12 protein-coding genes are annotated in these 15,552 nt (G+C 52.0%); all 12 read left to right on the top strand.

Translation table 11 applies throughout. The annotated features are described in order from the left end of the window. The first annotated feature begins 21 nt into the window (after window positions 1–21). The 12 genes from IPK30_02855 (at window position 22) to IPK30_02800 (ending at window position 15,543) form a co-directional block, all read left to right on the top strand. Window positions 22–3,057, top strand: coding sequence for a site-specific DNA-methyltransferase (locus tag IPK30_02855; protein ID MBK8102254.1), 3,036 nt, complete (start codon window positions 22–24; stop codon window positions 3,055–3,057). Window positions 3,058–3,080: 23 nt separating this feature from the next. Then, complete coding sequence (locus IPK30_02850; GenBank protein ID MBK8102253.1) at window positions 3,081–3,428, top strand: type II toxin-antitoxin system MqsR family toxin; 348 nt, start codon at window positions 3,081–3,083, stop codon at window positions 3,426–3,428. After that, on the top strand, window positions 3,380–3,985 hold the full coding sequence (locus IPK30_02845; protein MBK8102252.1) for a type II toxin-antitoxin system MqsA family antitoxin: 606 nt from the start codon (window positions 3,380–3,382) through the stop codon (window positions 3,983–3,985). The genes IPK30_02850 and IPK30_02845 overlap by 49 nt, the downstream gene beginning before the upstream one ends. Next, entirely contained in the window at window positions 3,982–4,440 is a 459-nt protein-coding gene (locus tag IPK30_02840) for a protein-export chaperone SecB (GenBank protein ID MBK8102251.1), read from the top strand. The genes IPK30_02845 and IPK30_02840 overlap by 4 nt, the downstream gene beginning before the upstream one ends. Next, window positions 4,437–7,235, top strand: a complete 2,799-nt coding sequence (locus IPK30_02835; GenBank protein ID MBK8102250.1) for a DEAD/DEAH box helicase family protein — start codon at window positions 4,437–4,439, stop codon at window positions 7,233–7,235. The genes IPK30_02840 and IPK30_02835 overlap by 4 nt, the downstream gene beginning before the upstream one ends. A gap of 36 nt (window positions 7,236–7,271) precedes the next feature. After that, on the top strand, window positions 7,272–9,524 hold the full coding sequence (gene parC, locus IPK30_02830) for a DNA topoisomerase IV subunit A (protein MBK8102249.1): 2,253 nt from the start codon (window positions 7,272–7,274) through the stop codon (window positions 9,522–9,524). 171 nt (window positions 9,525–9,695) lie between these two features. Continuing rightward, window positions 9,696–10,406, top strand: a complete 711-nt coding sequence (locus tag IPK30_02825; GenBank protein MBK8102248.1) for a DUF3450 domain-containing protein — start codon at window positions 9,696–9,698, stop codon at window positions 10,404–10,406. Between the two features lie 12 nt (window positions 10,407–10,418). Further along, window positions 10,419–11,789 carry a MotA/TolQ/ExbB proton channel family protein gene (locus tag IPK30_02820; protein MBK8102247.1) on the top strand — a complete coding sequence of 457 codons (1,371 nt, stop codon included), beginning with the start codon at window positions 10,419–10,421 and terminating at the stop codon, window positions 11,787–11,789. Between the two features lie 18 nt (window positions 11,790–11,807). After that, on the top strand, window positions 11,808–12,374 hold the full coding sequence (locus tag IPK30_02815) for a MotA/TolQ/ExbB proton channel family protein (GenBank protein ID MBK8102246.1): 567 nt from the start codon (window positions 11,808–11,810) through the stop codon (window positions 12,372–12,374). 17 nt (window positions 12,375–12,391) lie between these two features. Then, window positions 12,392–12,799, top strand: coding sequence for a biopolymer transporter ExbD (locus tag IPK30_02810; GenBank protein ID MBK8102245.1), 408 nt, complete (start codon window positions 12,392–12,394; stop codon window positions 12,797–12,799). A 21-nt stretch (window positions 12,800–12,820) separates the two neighbouring features. Continuing rightward, window positions 12,821–13,597, top strand: a complete 777-nt coding sequence (locus IPK30_02805; protein MBK8102244.1) for a TonB family protein — start codon at window positions 12,821–12,823, stop codon at window positions 13,595–13,597. Beyond that, a complete protein-coding gene (locus IPK30_02800) occupies window positions 13,594–15,543 on the top strand; it encodes a hypothetical protein (protein ID MBK8102243.1) in 1,950 nt (649 codons plus the stop codon). The genes IPK30_02805 and IPK30_02800 overlap by 4 nt, the downstream gene beginning before the upstream one ends. Window positions 15,544–15,552: the final 9 nt, after the last annotated feature.

Raw genomic sequence — 15,552 nt, 5'->3', positions numbered from 1 at the left:
GTACCGTGAAAAAATGGATGTATGGTGGTTGAGTGTTGGCTCATTGCGCCTCGGCTGCCATTGTTGCTGTCAAAGGTAAATTCAGTTAGGGAGTTATCGGCATGGCCGACGATCAAAACCGCATCGATGAATTCTTACTTGCCGCGCAGGAGAATCCGCCGTTGGCAGCTGTTCCTAAAAAAACTGTTAGAAAAAAAAGCAACGACCCAACCGGCTGTGCGCGCCAACCCTAACGAAGCCACACAGGTGATTTCCTACCGCCATTCAGACCGGCGCAAGAACAACCCGGAAGTGGGCATGGTCAACGAGAGTACCGACCCCTACCAGCCCAAAACCGAGTGGAAGTACGACCCGCACCTCGACCCTGAATTGCAGTTCGACAGCCAGCGCGCGCACGTCGAGAACCTGATCGACGATGCGCTGGCCAGTGGCGATGAAGCCACAATGCGCGCAGCGCTGGAAGAACTGAAACGCCTGCAGTCGCCCTCCCTGAACTGGGCCGGCAAGGCCGAGCGCACCTCGTTTGAGGTGGATACGGTGTCGCTGCATGTACACGAGCGGATTGATCCGGCCAGCATTCTGGCGGCGGTGCGCAAGGTGATGAAAGAGGAGAAAGGCAAGGCGGCACCGACGGGGCAGATGGGCTTGTTCAATGCCTCGTTTGAAAACCTGCCGCTGCGGGATGCGATTGATTTCTACAAGCATGACAAGGGCTGGAGTAACCGATTGGTGGCGGGTGATTCACTGCTGGTGATGAATTCGCTATTGCAGAAAGAAAGCATGGCCGGGCAGGTGCAGATGATCTATATCGATCCGCCCTATGGCATCAAGTACGGCTCGAACTTCCAGCCGTTTGTGAACAAGCGCGATGTGAAGGACAGAAAGGACGAGGATCTCACGCAAGAGCCGGAGATGATCAAGGCGTTTCGCGATACCTGGGAGCTGGGGATTCACTCTTATCTCACTTATTTGCGTGACCGCCTGCTGCTGGCGCGTGAGTTGTTGCATGAGAGTGGCAGCGTGTTTGTGCAGATTTCTGATGAAAATGTACACCATGTCAGAGAAATTCTAGATGATATTTTCGGGTTGGAAAATTTCTGTGCGGATATTGTATTTGTCAAAACTACCGGGTTGGCTAGCCAAAAACTGGGTGATAGATTTGACTATATTATCTGGTATGGAAAAAATTCTAAAAAAACAAAATATAATCAGTTGTTTTTAGATAAAAATAAAGAAAGCGGCACGGCAGATAATTACTCATGGGTTAAATTTCCAACTGGATTCTATCGTGGTATAAATTCTGCCGAAAAAAGGAATCTCGACCTTATTCCTAATGATGTAAAGATATATCAGCCAGCCGATATATCATCACAAGGCAATCCGCTGTTTACGTTCAATTTTCAAAATGTTAGTTACGCTACAACGTGGAAAACAACAACGGCCGGCCTTGAAAGGCTGGGCAAAGCAGGTAGATTTCATGTTGCGGCGAATAGCCTGCGCTACATCAGATATTTGGATGATTATCCAGCAACCCCAATTACTAAACTTTGGGAAGACACGGCCACCGGAAGTTTTACTGAAGACAAAATTTATGTAGTACAAACAGGTCAGAAAGCGATTGAACGCTGCATACTCATGACTACCGATCCAGGTGACTTGGTTTTCGATCCAACGTGTGGTTCTGGAACCTCTGCCTTTGTTGCGGAAAAATGGGGCAGGCGCTGGATTACCTGTGATACTTCGCGGGTGGCGGTGACGCTGGCGAAGCAGCGGTTGATGACGGCGAGCTACGATTATTTTGAATTGAAGTACCCGCACGAAGGCTTGCGCGGGGGGTTTATCTACAAAACCGTGCCGCATGTCACGCTCAAATCCATCGCCAACAACCCCGAGATCGACACCATTTACGAGGCCATGCATCCAGCCATTGAGTCTGCATTGGCTGATTTGAATAAAGCCGCCAAGCAAAAAATGCAGGAATGGGAAGTGCCGTTCGATTTCCCGGAAGATGCGGAGCCTGCGGCTAGGGAGCCGTTCGAGCGTTTCCATGCCGCGCGGCAAGCTATGCAGAAGAAAATGGATGCCTCCATTGCCGCGCATGCCGATCAGGAAACCTTGTACGATCAGCCTGCTATTTCAAAGAACAAACTGCGCATCACCGGCCCGTTTTCCGTCGAGGCCGTGCCATTCCCCACCGTGCTGTCGCTGGACGAAGCGCAACAGCCGACCGAAGCGGATGTGTCCATCGCCCGCTCCGGTGAATCACAACGCCAGCATTCCTGGCGCGACGAGTTGCTGAAAACTGGTGTGCGCGGTATCAAGCGTAAGGATGAACCTTTGCAATACATCAAGTTTTCATCCTTGGAAACCCTGCCAGGCACCACCTGCCTGCACTGCACCGGCACGGTGGCCGAGACGGGTGAGCGCGTTGTCGTCAGTTTCGGCCCTGAACACGGCGCACTGGAACAGCGGCAGGTGGAACACGCCCTGCGCGAAGCGGGCGAACTGTTCCCGCTGCCGAAGATGATCGTGTTCTGCGCCTTCACCTTCGACCCGGAAGCCGCCAAGGACATCGACAACCTCAAGGGCATCACCGCGCTCAAGGCGCAGATGAACACCGACCTGCTGACCGATGACCTGAAGAAAAACCGCGCCAGCAACCAGAGCTTCTGGCTCATGGGCCAGCCGGATGTGGATGTGCGCCAGCGTAAGGACGGCCTGTTTGAAGTGGAAGTGAACGGTTTCGACTACTTCAACACCAAGACCGGCGAGCTGGAAGGCGGCGGCAAGAGCAAGATCGCCGTGTGGCTGCTGGATACCGACTACGACGAGCGCTCCCTGTTACCCCGCCAGGTGTTCTTCCCGATGGCCGGCAAGGGCGAGGGCTGGGAAAAACTCAAGAAGAACATCCGTGCCGAGCTGGACGAGAGCAAACTGGCGCAATTCCACGGCACCGTTTCCCTGCCGTTCGAAGCTGGCGAGAACCGCAAGATTGCGGTGAAGATTGTCGATGACCGGGGAATTGAGTCCTTGAAAGTTATCGGTTTGCCGCATTGACGCCAGGGAGGCAGCTAACCATAATGGTTACACAGCAGGAAGAAAGGCGGCAGCGAAAGGAGTTCTCTCTGGATCGCATCAGGGAGCTGGCCGCAGCGGGAAAAGTGGATTATTGGTCTCGTGATGTGTCAAAAGATATCGAGAATCTCAGTTACTCGCCGGATGATGTTCATGCTTGTCTGGCAAGTCTTGCTGAGAATCACTACAGGGAGTCTGTTAATTATGGTGACCGTAAGGGTTGGCTCGATGTATACCACATTACCTATCAAAGCCCGACAGGGCACCAAGATGAGCTGTATATCAAATTAAAACTGAATCGCGATTGCGTGACGATTTTACTCATGTCCTTTCATCGAGAAGGTTCTTTATGACGAATGAAAAAATGATGTGTCCAGTTTGTGACGAAGGTGAGCTAGTGGCCGGTACTTACGCCGATGACTTCAAGCACAACAATGGCACAGTTCATGTGGAAGGGCTGGAATACTGCTTGTGCGCTCTCTGTGGTGCGGATCCGGTGTTGTCGGATCAAGTGCGGCGCAACCATCTGAAAGTGGCTGATGCCAAGCGTGCCAAAGAGGGGTTGCTGACAGGCCAAGAGATTCTGGCCATTCGTGAGGCGCTGGGCTTGACGCAGCAGGCCGCTTCAGAATTGTTCGGTGGCGGAGCCAATGCATTTTCAAAATACGAGCGCGGCGATGTTATACAGAGTGCAGCAATGGATAAGCTTCTTAGATTGGTTGCGATGCAGTCAGAAATTCTTGATCTTCTGAAAATTGCTGCTGGCATAGAAGTTCATCATGAAGTGGCGGGTTACAGAACAGCTAGCCCTGTCAAACTCATAGCCTCGGCTCGCAATTATTTTCCAAAAGCGCAGGGGACTAAATTTTTCTATCACAATTGGTCGAGGATGAATGTAGCGGCAGCATGAGCAATGAAAGTGCCCAGTTGATTGCCCATGCAACCAAGAACCTCAAGCTAAGGGATATTGTTCTTGAGAATTGCAAATTCGAAAAACCGAGTGCAATGCCTGAAAATCAGGCTGGCTTGAATATTGTCCAGCAGGATATGCGAGGCGGTGAATTTCTGGTGGGGGAAGCATATGACGAAAAGGGTTCGCCAAAAACCTTGCGCGTAAAAGTTACTCTGGGTGTCAGAATTGCTACAGAAGAAGAAAATCCGAAAGTTTTCGTTGTTATCGAAGCCAGTTATGTTGCTGTTTATGACATAACCGGCGATTTGGATGGCGAACATCTGAAAGCTTTTGCGGAATACAATGTATTCCATAATGTCTGGCCATTCTGGCGTCAGCATGTGTTTGATGTTGCTCAGCGTGGCAAGTTGCCACCCATCGAGATTCCGTTATTTGCCGGAATTTCGTTGTGAGCTCACCCCAATCCCTCATCATTAACTCCCCCTACCAATGCCCGCGCCAGTATTGGGCCGATGACCGTGGCAATCTGGTGCTAACGGAGGGCCGCCGTCCGGCTGGTTACGAAATCTTTGACACACGCAACAACACGCGCCGCACGGTGGAGCTGGAGCAGGTCAACAGTATTCGCGAGCGGGTGGATGCGTGGCGGGCGGCGGAATACCACGGCATTACCAGCGTCACCCGACAGTTGCTAGAGCATTGGCATGATGATTCTGCGCGCCAGTTGTCGTTTTATTTTTGCCAGCTGGAGGCGATTGAAACGTTGATCTGGTGGGTAGAGGCGCCTGCTGAATACAAGCAAGGCATTTTTGTGCAGGGTGATGGCGGCGCATGGGAACGGCTGTGCAACAAGATGGCGACCGGCTCCGGCAAAACCACGGTGATGGCGATGATCATCACCTGGCAGGTGCTGAACGCGCTGATGTACCCGAAACGCCACAAGGATTTTTCCCGTGCAGTGTTTATCGTTGCGCCAGGCCTTACAGTAAAAGAGCGCTTGCAGGTTTTACTGCCGGGGCATCCATCCAATTACTACGATGAATACGGTTTGTGTCCGTCGGAAGCCTTGCGGCAGAAACTGAATCAGGCGGAATTGCTGATCGAGAATTGGCATACGCTGATGCCGCTGAAAGAGCAGGAGCGTTCCGTCGTCAAGAAAGGCAAGGAAAGTGACAAGGCATTCGTGCAGCGTGTGTTGGGTAAATTGTCAGCCTGTAAAGATATTGTGATCATCAATGATGAGGCGCATCACGCTTACCGCATTCCTGCGGAATTCAAAGGCAAGAAGGCTGCCGAAGAATTGGGACTGGATCTGGAAGAAGCCACACGCTGGGTCGAAGGGCTGGATCGCATCCACGGCCAGCTGCGCATCCAGCGCTGCTTTGATTTGTCGGCTACCCCGTTTGCCCCCACCGGCAAGACCAATACCGAGCAAGGACTGTTTGATTGGGTGATTTCGGATTTTGGCCTGAACGATGCGATTGAAGGCGGCTTGGTGAAGACGCCGCGCGTAGTGATTCGAGACGGCGTTGTGCCCGACACACAAACCATGAAGCCAAAGCTGTATCACCTCTATCGCGAGCCCGAAGTGGGCGAAGACCTGAATCGCAAAGGTGCGGAACCGCATGAAAGTTTGCCGCTGCTGGTGCAACAGGCTTACACGTTGCTTGCAGCAGACTGGCGCGAAACACACCGGCAATGGCACGAGGCGGGGCATACCTCGCCGCCCGTTATGCTCACAGTCTGCAACCGCACCGAAACCGCTGCGCGACTGGAGCACTACTTCAACAGCGGTGATGCGCACTGGCCGGAATTGAAGGCGCCTGACAAAACTTTGCGAGTAGATTCGCGAGTGCTGAAATCCGCTGAAGTGGGCGAAACATCCGGCACAGACAAGGATTACGAGAAAAAACTAAAAGCTATTGTGGCTGCTACATCAATACCGGATGAGCAAAAGGAAAAATTATCTGGACTGAAAAAAGAGGAACTGCTGCGCGCGATCATCGACAACGTCGGCAAACGCAATACCGCTGGGCAGGATCTGCAGAATGTCATTTCCGTGGCAATGCTGTCGGAAGGTTGGGACGCCAAGAATGTCACCCACATCATGGGGCTGCGCGCGTTTACTAGTCAGTTATTGTGTGAACAGGTCATCGGGCGTGGTTTGCGCCGCGTGTCGTATGACCGCGACGAAAACGGCTTGTTCAGGCCGGAATATGTCAATATTTTTGGCGTGCCGCTGAGCATCTTTCAGGATGTCGGTGCCGGTGGTGAACCGCCACCGCCACCCAAGCCAAGTACAGCCATTGAATCGCTGGTTGATCGCAACGAGCTCGAAATCCGCTGGCCCAATGTGTTGCGGGTGGATGCCGTTGTACAAACTCGCCTCGCGGTGGATTGGGAGAAAGTTGAACCGTTGAAGATTAATCCCGCCAAGGTGCCGATTGCCGTCGAAATCGCGCCGGCGCTGGGCGGTGCCACCGACTGGAACCAGATCCAGCTGATTGACCTCGAACAGTTGCCCGATGAATTCCGCCTGCAGAAATTGGTATTCAAGGCGGCGCGCAAGGCTTTTGACCAGTTGCAAGGAAAGTTTGAGGGTGGCCGGGATTTGCTGGTGTTCCAGTTGATCCAGCTCGTTGAACAATTCCTGCAATCGGATCGCATCGAGATTCCTTCGCTATTTCATCAGGAACCGCTGCGCAAGCGTATCCTGCTGTCATTGAGTCTGGATCTGGTGGTGCAGCATTTGTTGCGCTATGTGGTGGAGCAGAATCAGGAGCGTTTCGAGCCTGTGTTCGACGAGGATTTTCCAATAGGCTCCACTCGCAACATGCGTACCTGGTACACCACTAAGCCCTGTGTGCCGACGCAGAAATCCCAGATCAGTCACATGGTGTCGGACAGCGCTTGGGAGCAGCACGCCGCCAATGTGCTGGAACGCAGCACTTCGGTGGAAGCTTATGCCAAGAACGATCATCTCGGTTTACAGATTTACTACCTGTGGAACGGTTCGCGGCGGCGCTATGTGCCGGACTTCCTGATCCGGCTCACCAACGGAAAAACGCTGGTGCTGGAAATCAAGGGCGAGGATTCACCGCAGGACAAGGCCAAGCGTTCTGCGCTGGATGCTTGGGTAAAAGCAGTCAATGCCAAAGGCGGGTTTGGCCAGTGGTGTTGGGGTGTGGTGTTTGAGCCGGCACAGATACAGGATGTTATTCGTATGCACGCCCAAGACAAATCTTGATACATTTTTTTCATCACGAGTACAAATTCTAACATCATGACAACCGAACTCAATTTTTTTGGCGATATTGAACAACGCCCACTCGCGCACTTCACCGAGCAGGCGTATTTGAATTATTCCATGTATGTCATTCTTGATCGTGCGCTGCCGCACATCGGTGACGGTTTGAAGCCGGTACAGCGCCGCATTGTGTATGCGATGAGCGAGCTGGGTTTAAAAGCCGGCGCGAAATACAAAAAATCTGCGCGCACTGTGGGTGATGTGATCGGTAAGTTTCACCCGCACGGCGACAGCGCCGCCTATGAAGCGATGGTGTTGATGGCGCAGCCGTTTTCCTTTCGCTATCCGCTGGTGGATGGTCAGGGCAACTGGGGTTCGCCGGATGATCCAAAATCCTTTGCGGCAATGCGTTACACCGAATCCAAACTCACCGCCTTTTCAGATTTGCTGTTGTCGGAATTGGAGCAAGGCACGGTGGATTGGACGCCGAATTTTGACGGTACCTTAGAAGAGCCGACAGTGTTGCCGGCGCGTGTGCCGGCGCTGTTATTGAATGGCACCACGGGCATCGCGGTGGGTATGGCCACCGATATTCCGCCGCATAATTTGCGCGAAGTGATCGCCGCGACGGTGCATTTATTGGATAACCCAACGGCAAGCATTGCCGAGTTGTGCGAACACTTGCCTGCGCCAGATTTTCCGACAGAAGCGGAAATCATCACCTCGCGCAATGATTTGTTGGCAATGTATGCCACGGGTCGCGGCACGCTAAAAATGCGCGCAGTGTGGAAAAAAGAAGACGGCGATATTGTGATCACCGCGCTGCCGCATCAGGTGTCCGGCAACAAAGTGATGGAGCAGATTGCCGCACAGATGCAAGCCAAGAAACTGCCGATGGTGGAGGATTTGCGCGACGAATCCGATCACGAAAATCCCACGCGTATTGTGATTATTCCGCGCTCAAATCGCATTGATGTCGATGCGTTGATGAATCACTTGTTTGCTACCACCGATTTGGAGAAAAACTATCGCGTCAATATGAATGTGATCGGTTTGGACGGCAAGCCGGCGGTGAAAAACTTGCAGCAAGTGTTGAGTGAGTGGTTGGTGTTCCGACAAGAAACCTTGCGTCGCCGTTTGCAATATCGCTTAGATAAAGTAGAGCAGCGCTTGCATTTGTTGGAAGGTTTGTTGATCGCCTTCCTCAATTTGGATGAAGTGATACACATCATCCGCACCGAAGAAGATCCCAAAGCCGTATTGATGGCGCGCTTTGGTTTGAGTGAAGCGCAGACCGATTACATCCTCGACACCAAATTGCGCCAGTTGGCGCGTTTGGAGGAAATGAAGATTCGCGGTGAGCAGGATGCGTTGGCGAAAGAACGCGCGGAGTTGCAAGCACTGTTGGAATCACCGCGCAAATTGAAAAACTTGCTGCGCAAAGAATTGCAGGAAGTGGCGCTGCAACACGGCGATGCGCGCCGCTCACCCTTGGTGGCGCGCGAGGAAGCGCAAGCGTTTTCAGAAGCGGATTTGTTGAGTGTGGATCCAATAACCGTTGTGTTGTCTGAAAAAGGTTGGATACGCCAAGCCAAAGGGCATGAGATTGATCCGGCGACGCTGAGTTACAAATCCGGCGACAGTTTTTTGCAAGCGGCGCGTGGACGCAGCAATCAGCCAGTGTTGTTGTTGGATACAACCGGGCGCAGCTATTCGTTGGCGGCGCACACACTGCCTTCAGCGCGCGGGCAAGGTGAACCACTGACCGGAAAATTGTCGCCGCCGCCTGGTGCAACATTTATTTCCATGTTGATGGGCAATGATGAAGAGCGCGTGTTGTTAGCTACCGATGCTGGTTACGGTTTTGTGGCAAAACTCGCAGATTTGCAGAGTAAAAATCGCACGGGCAAGGCGCTATTGAGCGTGCCAGAAAAAGCCAATGTGCTGCCGCCCTGCGTGGTGCGCGATGCGACCAATGATTTGCTGATTGCCATCAGCAATGAAGGTCGTCTGCTGGTGTTTCCGCTCAGTGAATTGCCGGAATTGGCAAAAGGTAAGGGCAATAAAATCATGAATATTCCTTCGTCGCGTTTGGAAGCGCGTGAAGAGTTTCTGCAATTTGTTGCCGTGGTGAGCAAAGGACAACAGTTGATGGTGTATGCCGGCAAACGCCACACCGTGTTGAAAGGCAGTGACTTCGATGAATACCGCGGGGAGCGCGGCCGTCGTGGTAATAAGCTGCCGCGCGGCTTCCAAAGCGTTGATCGCATTGAAGTGGCAGATCGTTAACTGCGTCACATTTTTGTAGGCGGTTTATGGAAAAACCGCTAGTGTGCGCTGTCGCTTCTATCCGTTATAGTCCACAGGCAATATAAAAAAGTTCTACCAACAATAACTAGGGCTACGATCATGCGACTGTTTTTCTCCCGAATGCTGGGCAGGCGTACTGCTGTCTTGCTGATGCTGGCGGCAACTTCTGTGGGTGCGGCGACGCTCGACGATAATGTCAAAGCGATGCAGGAAACCAATGCCGAAGCCGGTGCGGTGCAGAAAAATATTTCTAACTTGCAATCGCAAACGCAGGCCATGGTTGAGGAATACAAGCGTTTAACCGCCACCGTGGATTATCAAGATCAATACACGCAGGAAATTCAGGATCGCTTAGCCGCGCAGGAAAAAGAATTAGCGAGCTTGCGCGAGCAAGTGGCCAGTCGCCAAACCACGCAGCAGCGCATTGTGCCTTTGATGCGCAGCATGAGTGATGCGCTGGAGCAATTTGTGGCGCTGGATTTGCCGTTTCACCAAGAAGAGCGTTTGGCGCGCACAGTAAAAGTGAAACAGCAGTTGGCGAGTTCTACGCTGGCTTTGCAAGATAAATACCGCGTTTTATTGGAAGCTTTTCAACAGGAATTAGAGTTTGGTCGCGGCATTGAAGCCTGGCGTGGCGATTTGAAGCTGGGTGAAGAAACACTGACGGTTGAGTTTCTGCGTTTGGGACGCACGGCGTTTTATTTTCAATCCATGGATGGGCAGCGCAGCGGCTACTGGGATCGCGCCTACAAACAATGGGTAGAAGTGCCGCGTGAATACAACGAAGACATCAAACACGGCTTGCGTATTGCGCGCAACCAGCTCGCGCCGCAATTGCTGGCGCTGCCGATGAAACGCTGAGGAGCCGTTGAGATGATTAAAGTATTGGTCAGTTTTCTTTTGTCGGTGTTTCTCGTGTCCAGCGTGGGCGCACAAACCACGGGTCAGCAAATTACCGATCTCGATCAGTTGTTGGCGAAAGTGCGCGCGGAGCATGAAAAAGAGCGTGCGTTGAATCGTCAACGCGAAGCGGAATTTTTGCAAGAGCGCAATGCGCAGCAGGCATTGTTGGAAAAAGCGCGTACTGCATATTACTTGGCGCAGGCAAAAAATAATCCTGCAAAAATGCAAATTGAAGCTAACGATGCCGAGATTGCCAAACTGCGCAAGGAATTGCAGCAGAGCGTGACTGATATGGGCGATGTGTTCAGTGTGTATCGCCAGTTTGCCGGAGATTTTTCGGCGACGCTGGATGATTCGCAGGTGAGTGCGCAATTTCCAGAGCGTTCAGCGGAATTAAAAACACTGAACAATCAAGATGCGTTGCCGACCATCGATAATATGGAGCGTCTGTGGTATCTCGTGCAACAAGAGATGACAGAAGCGGGGAAAGTCGCTGCCTATAAAGGCAAAATTGTTGAAGCGAGTGGTGCTGCGCGTGATGCTGATATCGTGCGTGTAGGAACTTTCTCCGCGTTTTCTGCCGGCGATTTTTTGCGCTATGTACCAGAAACCAGTGAATTTGTGGTGCCAGACAAGCAGCCAGAGAAACGCTTTTTGCACATGGCGGAAAAGTTTTCTGTAAGTAGTGGTGAAATTGGTGCCGTTCCTTTGGATCCCACGCGCGGCAGTTTGCTCGGCATGTTGGCGCGCACACCGGATCTGCGTGAGCGTGTGGATCAAGGTGGCATGGTGGGGTATTTGACGATCGTGGTCGGCATTATCGGTTTAATCGTCACGCTGTACCGCACACTGTATTTGCTGTTAATGCGTCGCAGCGTGTTGAACCAAATTGCTGACAGCGAAAATCCATCGCCTAAAAATCCCTTGGGTCGCATCATGTTAAGTGTGAAAAATACCAATGCGGATGATGAAGAAACTATTCAATACAGGTTGGATGAAGCGATTTTGAAAGAAGTGCCACCGATGGAATACGGCCACAACATTATCAAGTTATTTGCAGCCATTGCGCCGATGCTTGGTTTGTTGGGTACGGTAACCGGCATGATCAAAACCTTTGAGGCGATCAGTTTGTTTGGCGGTGGTGATCCTAAATTGATGGCGGCCGGTATTTCGGAAGCCTTGGTGTGTACGGTGCTGGGTTTGTTAGTGGCGGTGCCGCTGTTGTTTGGTCACAACATCGTGACGGTGTTGGCGAAATCATTGATTCAACGCTTGGACGAACAGAGCGCCGGTATTTTGGCGCGCAATATGGAAAAAAGCAGTTTTGCTAGACACAAATAATTCAGGCGCGCACGCTGTATGAGCTGGTACACATTCACCTCCAATATTGCACATATTTTTGCGCTCGGTGGGCCAATGATGTGGGCGCTGTTATTGGTGTGTTTGGTGCTGTGGTTGTTGATGGTAGAGCGTTTTTTGTTTTTGCGTTTTTCTTATCCGGCATTGCGTGAAAGTTTGTTGCAGCGCTGGAATGCTCGCGCTGACCGCGATTCTTGGCGCGCAAAATCCATTCGTCGTGAGACAGTGTGTGAGGTGCAATTGCAGTTGCAGGCGTGGCTATCCACGATTCGCACGCTGATTGCTGTCTGTCCGCTGTTGGGTTTGATGGGAACCGTGACGGGCATGATCGGCGTGTTTGAAATTATTACGCTCACGGGTGGCGACAGTCAGGCGATTGCGGCTGGTGTGTATCGCGCTACGGTGCCAACCATGTCTGGCTTGGTGATCTCACTGAGCGCACAGTATTTCTCGGCGCGCTTGCGTCATTTGGCGGCGCGGGAACAACAAATGTTTGCAGATGCCATGACCAGCGATGAGCAACAGCAAGCAAAAAATAACCAAAAGTTGAAACCCAAAATAAAATAAACGATAGGGCTATTCAGATGCGTACACGCAGACATGATGTAGACGAAGCGGAAGTGTATATCGATATGACGCCGATGCTGGACTTTGTGTTGAATATGCTGATTTTCTTTATCGTCACAACCACCTTTGTGAAAGCGACTGGTGTGACGGTAAACATTCCCAATGCACAGAGTGCCAGCAGTGAACAGAGCGCCAATATTTTTGTAGCCATTACGGCGAAAGGTGAAATCTGGATTGATAAGCGTGAAGTGGACTTGCATTCGGTGCGTGCCATCATGGCGCGTATGCATGCGGAAAATCCTGAAGGTGCCGCCATCGTACAATCAGACAGCGCTGCCAATACCGGCACACTGGTGCGTGTGATGGATCAAATTCGGTTGGCGGGCATTGAAAAAATCGCCGTTGCTGCCAACGCGCCGCAGTAAAAGGTTTGGTGTTCTGCGGTCGTGAAAAATTTCTCACAAAATAAACAACTCCTGCTTGCGGCGACGGCTAGCGTGCTAGTTACCACGGCAATTTTTTTGTTTATGCATCGCTTAATCAGCGGTAATCCGTTAAAAATTGATACGGATAATTTGGTTGTTTCGGTTGATATTTATCAGCCGCCACCTGAAAGCAAGCCGAAGGAAACGCCGCCGGAAGAAGCGCCGCCACCGCCAACCAATCAGCCGGTAGCAGAGCCGACGATGGCACCGCTCGCCGTGAGCGCGCCGGTGGCGACGCCTAAATTGAAAGTGGGTGGACCGCCCATCGCTTCTTTCGCGCCGTCGTTTGATGATGTCACACTGGAAAGTGGCAGCGGTGGTGTATTTGGCAGCGGTTTTGGTGATGGCGATGGCGGCTCTACTTGGTCAGGACCGAGTGGCAACAATCGTGAGTTGGCCAAAAAAATTGCGGAAGCGGATAGAAAAGGCGCTGAAGGATATCGCGAGATTGTGCCTTTCGGCACCCGCCAGCCCAATATTCCAGAATCTGCATGGCGCAACAAAACCGACGGTTGGGTGTTGGTGACTTTCACCGTCAATATGCGTGGAAAGGTTGAAAATGTGCGCGTGTTGGATAGCCAGCCCGCTGGATTGTTTGATGCCAATGTCGTTGCGGCGGTTTCTGACTGGATTTACGACCCCGAAGATCTCAAGGCTAGAAAAGCCAAAGTGCAACTGACACAGCGCATAGAACTGCGCTGGAAAGATTATCCCAATAATAATCAACAGCTACGATGAGCCGCTTTGTTATGCGCGTAATCACTTTACGATTGTCGATTGCTTTTTTTCTACTGATGGGCTGTGGCTCGCTGTGGGCACAAGAACAATATCGCAGTCGTATGTATATCGATCTCGATGTTGCGCCGACAGAAAATGTGTCGATGTCGGTGGGCGAGCTGGAAAAAAATCTTGGAACCTTCCAAGATGCGGCGACGCGCGCCAGTGCAGAAAAATTTTTGGCGCAACATTTTGCTGGCTCCAAGGATTACGACAAGGCAGCGCAGTACATTGAGAAAGCGTTGCAGAATCCGGCGATTACGCCAGAAAACAAACGCGACATGCTAGGGCAGTTGGCGCGTATTTCCCTGCTGCAAAAAAATTACGACAAGGCGGCAATGGCGATACAGAGTTTTTTGGCAGTCAGGCAGCCTACCGGTGGTAGTGCTGACGCGGAAATTTATTTGCTACTGGCGCAAGTGCAGTACAAACGCCGCAACTATGTGGCGAGCGCCGATGCCATGGATAAAGCGCTAGCATTGCAAAAAAATCCCACGCAGGAACAACTAAAAAATGCACTGGCGATTTTCTATAGCACCGGTAGTTTTGATCGTGCAGGGCAGATCATGCAGCGACTGGTGGCGGCAGATTTGAACAATGCTGAACTGTGGCAGCAGTGGGTGTCGCTGTATTTAAAAGCGGGCAAAAACGCGCAGGCCTTGGATGTGATGGCGCTGGCGTGGGAGAAAGGCATACCGTTTCGTGAGCAGGATATTTTGTTGCTGACGGACCTTTACACCATCAACAAAATTCCCGGTCGCGGTGCGCGCGTGTTGGAAGAGGCAATTGCCAGTGGGCGCATTAGCAATAACAGCAAAATCAATGACCGTTTATTCCGTTTGTGGATGCAAGCGGGTGAGCGCGATAAAGCGCAGGTGGCTTTGGCGCAGGCAGCCAGTGGTAGCAATAATGTCGAGTTGCAATTGCATTTGGCGCAAATGGCGATGGAAAAAGAGCAGTGGCCCGCAATGCAGCAGCAAGTGTTGAAAGCTTGTGATGGCAATTTGTCCGATCGCTTGGTGGCGCGCGCCAACTTGCTGTTGGGCATTAGCCAATTGAAGTTGGGTGATACCGAATTGGCGCGGCGTTCTTTTATCAACGCTACCTTGGTGGGCGGTGCAGCAGATGCCGCACAGTGGTTGGCATTCATGAAAGCTGCGCCCGCAACGGATAGCGAAAAAGCAGGCATTGCCGGCCCTTGCTCCACCAGCAGCACGGATTCTATTTTCGCGGCGAGCATGCCGGAAAGTAAATTCAGCTCTGCAACATCACCTGCCACGACGGAAAGCGCAGCGGCGGCACTGGAAACAGGAACTGTCGATGATGCAGTGCTGACTGAAACTGCAGCAGCGGAATCGTCCACTACAACTACAGCTACAACTACAGCGCCAGCAGTACAGACCACCACGGATTATTCGGCATTGGCGAATATCAAAGGTGACCCTGCGGCGGCTCTCGCTGTAAAAGTAACGGAGCCCGTGCGTTTGTATTTGGGGGATTACGCACTGACAGCGGAAGAAATGGCCGAGCAAATTGTGCCGCTGGCTACCAAATTGGGTATCACCATTGTTAAAGAAGGCTCGAAAATTGCGGGGCCGATGTACATGATTTTTCCCGAGATGCCGTCAGCCTCGGGCGGGAAAATCAAAGTGCGTTTTGGTTTTCCAGTGACGGGCAATCCGCGTCCGCAAGGCCGTTATCAATATGTGCGTGACCCTGGTTTCAAATGCGTGTCGCGCGATTACAACGGCGCGCCGGAAGGAGTGGCACAAGCCTTTGCGCAGTTGTATGCCGATGCAGCAGCAAAAGGTCTTAAGTTGAGCGGTGAAAGCCGGCAGCTCGCCAGCAAAGATAATGTGATGGGTGGAAAAACAGTCAAATTAGAGTTGCAGGTTGGTGTGCAATAAGACGGTCGA

It is taken from the genome of Cellvibrionales bacterium (assembly GCA_016713115.1).
Lineage (GTDB): Bacteria > Pseudomonadota > Gammaproteobacteria > Pseudomonadales > UBA7239 > UBA7239.
Note: the sequence above shows the minus strand (reverse complement) of the source record. Positions and strands in the feature narration are given on the sequence as shown.

Bases quoted from the DNA above. Each gene is read 5' to 3' on its own strand.
- IPK30_02820 (MBK8102247.1), top strand. From the start codon at position 10,419: ATGATTAAAGTATTGGTCAGTTTTCTTTTGTCGGTGTTTCTCGTGTCC.
- IPK30_02825 (MBK8102248.1), top strand. From the start codon at position 9,696: ATGCTGGCGGCAACTTCTGTGGGTGCGGCGACGCTCGACGATAATGTC.
- IPK30_02810 (MBK8102245.1), top strand. From the start codon at position 12,392: ATGCGTACACGCAGACATGATGTAGACGAAGCGGAAGTGTATATCGAT.
- parC (MBK8102249.1), top strand. From the start codon at position 7,272: ATGACAACCGAACTCAATTTTTTTGGCGATATTGAACAACGCCCACTC.
- IPK30_02855 (MBK8102254.1), top strand. From the start codon at position 22: ATGGTGGTTGAGTGTTGGCTCATTGCGCCTCGGCTGCCATTGTTGCTG.
- IPK30_02800 (MBK8102243.1), top strand. From the start codon at position 13,594: ATGAGCCGCTTTGTTATGCGCGTAATCACTTTACGATTGTCGATTGCT.
- IPK30_02850 (MBK8102253.1), top strand. From the start codon at position 3,081: ATGGTTACACAGCAGGAAGAAAGGCGGCAGCGAAAGGAGTTCTCTCTG.
- IPK30_02840 (MBK8102251.1), top strand. From the start codon at position 3,982: ATGAGCAATGAAAGTGCCCAGTTGATTGCCCATGCAACCAAGAACCTC.
- IPK30_02815 (MBK8102246.1), top strand. From the start codon at position 11,808: ATGAGCTGGTACACATTCACCTCCAATATTGCACATATTTTTGCGCTC.